The sequence below is a fragment of the Sphingomonas sp. CCH9-F2 genome (assembly GCF_001556735.1).
Classification (GTDB): domain Bacteria; phylum Pseudomonadota; class Alphaproteobacteria; order Sphingomonadales; family Sphingomonadaceae; genus Sphingomonas; species Sphingomonas ginsenosidimutans.
The window spans coordinates 1-4,079 of record NZ_LSJO01000076.1; the positions used below are offsets into that span (position 1 = coordinate 1).

The 4,079-nt window shown below is 65.8% G+C and carries 3 protein-coding genes and 1 pseudogene; 2 read left to right on the forward strand and 2 right to left on the reverse strand.

Annotated elements, in window-relative coordinates; genetic code table 11:
• Window positions 1-323: 323 nt before the first annotated feature.
• Together AX685_RS02195 and AX685_RS02200 are read right to left on the reverse strand one after the other, a co-directional pair.
• Complete coding sequence (locus tag AX685_RS02195; protein WP_066484942.1) at window positions 324-1,799, reverse strand: acetyl-CoA hydrolase/transferase family protein; 1,476 nt, start codon at window positions 1,797-1,799, stop codon at window positions 324-326.
• Window positions 1,800-1,931: 132 nt separating this feature from the next.
• A pseudogene (locus tag AX685_RS02200) lies at window positions 1,932-2,372 on the reverse strand (acetyl-CoA hydrolase/transferase C-terminal domain-containing protein); the annotation flags it as partial.
• Between the two features lie 2 nt (window positions 2,373-2,374).
• On the opposite strand from AX685_RS02200, the gene merB reads away from it, so the two are divergent.
• Together merB and AX685_RS02205 are read left to right on the forward strand one after the other, a co-directional pair.
• A complete protein-coding gene (gene merB / locus AX685_RS20790; RefSeq protein ID WP_082740446.1) occupies window positions 2,375-2,653 on the forward strand; it encodes an organomercurial lyase in 279 nt (92 codons plus the stop codon).
• Window positions 2,635-3,984, forward strand: a complete 1,350-nt coding sequence (locus tag AX685_RS02205) for a dihydrolipoyl dehydrogenase family protein (protein WP_066280040.1) — start codon at window positions 2,635-2,637, stop codon at window positions 3,982-3,984. Before merB ends, AX685_RS02205 begins: the two co-directional genes overlap by 19 nt.
• Window positions 3,985-4,079 lie beyond the last annotated feature (95 nt).

The window sequence follows — 4,079 nt, forward strand, 5'->3', positions numbered from 1 at the left end:
GCGCGTCGCATCGCAAGACTATGAAATTTCATCGGATAATTATGAATCAGGCTCTAAGTGGGGCCGCCCTGTCGAGATTCTCGGCTGGTGCGCCGGGCCATGACTGTCGGCACCCGATGACCCGGACCGTCGGTCGTCCGGGCCGGCGCGTCGTCACGGGAAGCAGTCATGGCGTTTCTTGGAATTCTCAACGCTCACGTCAGGATGCTTGTTGCCGGACCCGCCACCCGCAAGGCTGCGGATGGACGTCATTCACAACGGATGCCTGCGGGGAGCCTTGTCGTCAAAGGGTGCGTCGTTACCTCCCACGCACGCACCGTGTCTTACTGATCGGGCAGCATCGAACCCGTTTCGATGAAACGCTGGTGCCAGGATAGCGCCTCACCGGGAAGCGAGGGCGATTGCTGGCCGTAGGCACCTTCGCGCGCGCGGCGGTAATAGTCCTCGAGCGCAGGCCGGTAATCGGGATGCGCGCACTTCTCGATGATGACCGCGGCGCGCTGTTTCGGGCTGAGGCCGCGCAGGTCGGCCAGCCCCTGTTCGGTGACCAGCACCTGCACGTCTTGGCTGATGTGGTCGACATGGCTCACCTGCGGCACGATCGCGGAAATCTTTCCGCCCTTTGCCGTGGATGGCGTCACGAAGATCGAGACATAGGCATTGCGCGCGAAATCGCCCGATCCGCCGATGCCGTTCTGGATACGCGATCCCATGACATGGGTCGAGTTGACGTTGCCGTAGATGTCCGCCTCGATCAGCCCGTTCATGGCCAGGCAGCCCAGGCGACGGATCAGTTCGGGATGATTGCTGATTTCCTGCGGCCGCAGGATCATCTTGTCGCGATAGCGGCCCATGTCGGCGTTCAGCCGCGTCGCCGCCTCCGGACTCAGTGAAAAGGCGGTGGCCGAAGCGATGCGCAGCTTACCCGAATCCAGCAGGTCGAGCATCCCGTCCTGGATGACCTCGGTATAGGAGGTCATGTTCTCGAACGGCCCGGTGACCAGTCCGGAAAGCACGGCGTTGGCGATATTGCCCACGCCCGATTGCAGCGGCAACAGCGACGCGGGCAGTCGGCCCTTGCTGACCTCATGCCGGAAGAACTCGATCAGGTGGTCGGCGATGGCGTTGGCCGCCGCATCGGGCGCCGCGAATGGCAGGTTGCGGTCGGGTGCGTCCGTTTCGACGATCGCGATGATCTTGTCCGGGTCGCAGCGAAAATGGGTATCGCCGATGCGGTCGTCGGGGCGCACGAGCGGGATCGGAATGCGGTGCGGCGGTAGCGCGGTGCCATAATAGATGTCATGCATCCCCTCCAGCGCCAGGTTCTGCCAGCGATTGACTTCCAGGATCACGCCCTGCGCGCGGTCGAGCCAGGTCTTGTTGTTGCCGACCGAGGAGGAAGGGATCAGCGATCCGTCGGCGCGGATGCCGGCCACTTCGACCACCGCCACGTCGAGCGGGCCAAGAAAGCCCTGCCACGCCATCGGCGCGACCTGGCTCAGATGCATGTCGAAATATTCCATCTCGCCACGATTGATCCTCTCTCGCGCGATCGGATCGGAATTATAGGGCAGGCGAAATTCGATGCCGTCCGCTTTTGCCAGCGCACCGTCCAGTTCGGGGCCGGTGGATGCGCCGGTCCAGACACGGCAGCGAAACCGCTCCCCGACCGCATGCGCCGCTTCGATCCGCTTCGCCAGCGCCACCGGCACCGCCTTGGGATAGCCCGAACCGGTGAAGCCGCTCATGCCGATCGTCATGCCGTTGGTGATCAGGCTTGCGGCTGCGTCCGCATCCATGATCCTGTTTGCAAGACCGGTGTTGGCGATGCGATTTCCCTGCACTTCATTCTCCCATTGTTTGGGAGCGCCTTTGAACCCGGCGTCCCCTTGATTTTTGGATAGGATGGAATCACCCCGGAGGGCAGCTTATCAAGGGCGCGCCAGCGCCTCCCGGAAATCCGGGTGCGCGATGCCGATAAGCGCGCGCGCCCGTTCGCTGACGCTCTTGCCCTTGAGATCGACCCAGCCATATTCGGTGACGACGATCTGGGTTTCGTTGCGCGGCGTCGTCACCGGCCCCGTCAATGCCGGAACGATGCGGGACACCGTGCCCCTGGCGGCGGTGGAATGGCAGGCGATGATGGACCGGCCGCCCCTGGACGCATAGGCGCCGCGGACGAAATCCAGTTGTCCCCCGGCGGCGCTGAACTGGCGCCCGTTCATGAACTCGGAATTGCACGCTCCGTCCAGATCGACCTGCAACGTGGCGTTGACCGACACCATTCGATCGTTGCGGGCGATCACCGCCGGGTCGTTCACATAATCGACCGGGTGCGCTTCCAGCAGGGGGTTGCCGTCGATGAAATCATAGCATCCATACCCCCAGCCGCGGCCGCGAGCTGGAAGAGGTTGAGCCGGGCGCGATCGTCGTCTGGTCCGGCCGTCGCTATGCCAGTGGCTGCGCGGCATCGTCGCTCTGCACCTTGCAGGCCTTCTTCTGCGATGACGATCATCTGGCGGCCTGGTGCGCGAGCGGTCCGGTCGGAGCCGATGACGGCATTCGTCTGTGCCTGGCCGAAGCGCTCGAGGTTGGGCGCGCGATTTTTGCGCCGATGCGGATGGAGATGCGACCATGGCTTCCTACGACCTGATCGTCATCGGCAGTGGCACGGCAGCGCAGGTCGCGGTCGGCCGGGTCCGTGCCGCTGGATGGTCCGTCGCCGTCATCGATCACCGTCCGTTCGGCGGCACCTGTGCGCTGCGTGGCTGCGATCCCAAGAGGATGCTGGTCAGCGGCGAGGAAGCGATCGACGCGGCAAGGCGCATGGCCAGACATGGCGTCGACGGCACGCTGGCGATCGACTGGCCCGACCTGATGGCGTTCAAGCGGACCTTCACCGATCCGATCCCCGCCAAGCAGGCGCACCGCTACGCCGAGCTCGGTGTCGACGCATTACACGGTGTTGCTCGCTTTGCCGGCCCAGACACGATCGTGGTGGAAGGCCGGACATTGCGGGCCCGCCATATCCTGATCGCCAGCGGCGCGCGTCCAGTCCCGCTCGGCATTCCGGGCGAAGATCTGGTGAGCACAAGCGATGCGTTCCTGGAGCTTCAGGCCCTGCCGCGCCGGATCGTGCTGATCGGCGGCGGCTATGTCGCTGCGGAGTTCTCGCATCTGGCGGCCCGAGCGGGCGCAGAGGTCACCATCCTACAGCGGGCCGAGCGGCTCCTGCCGCACTTCGATCCCGACCTGGTGGGCTGGCTGACGCCCCGGTTCGAGGTGCTCGGCATCCGCGTCGAGACCGGTGCCACCGTTACCCGGGTCGAGCGCAGCGGGAGCGGTCTGCTGGTCCACGCCGAGCGCCAGGGCGAGCCTGATCTCAGCGTCGCCGCCGATCTCGTCGTTCATGCCGCCGGGCGCGGTCCTGACCTCAAGGCGCTCGACCTGTCCGCCGGCGAGGTGGCGGTGCAGGACGGGCGCCTGCAGCTCGACGCGCATCTGCGGAGCATTTCCAACCCGCGGGTCTATGCCGCCGGCGACGCTGCCGGAGTCGGGCCGCGGCTGACGCCGGTGTCCAGCCACGATGCCAAGGTAGTTGCCGCCAACCTCCTGGATGGCCCGACGCACCAGCCGGACTATCGCGGCGTGCCGAGCGTGGCCTTCACTCTGCCGCCGATCGCCGCCGTCGGACTGTCAGAGGAGGCGGCGCGCCGCGGCGGCGTCGCGCTCCGGGTCAACGCAGCCTCGACGCCAGACTGGTTCACCGCCCGCCGCCTCGCCGAGCCGGTCTACGGCCATAAGCTGCTGATCGACGAGGACACGGACCTCATCCTCGGCGCGCATCTCGTGGGGCCGAACGCCGACGAGGTAATCAACGTTTTCGGTCTGGCAATCCGCCACGGCCTCACCGCGGCCGATCTTCGCTCCACCATGTTCGCCTATCCGACCGGCGCCTCCGACGTCGGCTACATGCTGACTTAACGCACGAGCGCCACTGCCATGGCGGCCGATCCCTCGCGCGATCGGCCGCTTCGCGATGCATGTCGATGCGGGCTGTCGCCCGCCATTAAGCGGAC

What these genes read in the sequence shown, in the direction of transcription:
- AX685_RS02195 (WP_066484942.1), bottom strand. Translation starts at nt 1,799, where the DNA reads ATGGATGCGGACGCAGCCGCAAGCCTGATCACCAACGGCATGACGATC.
- AX685_RS02205 (WP_066280040.1), top strand. Translation starts at nt 2,635, where the DNA reads ATGGCTTCCTACGACCTGATCGTCATCGGCAGTGGCACGGCAGCGCAG.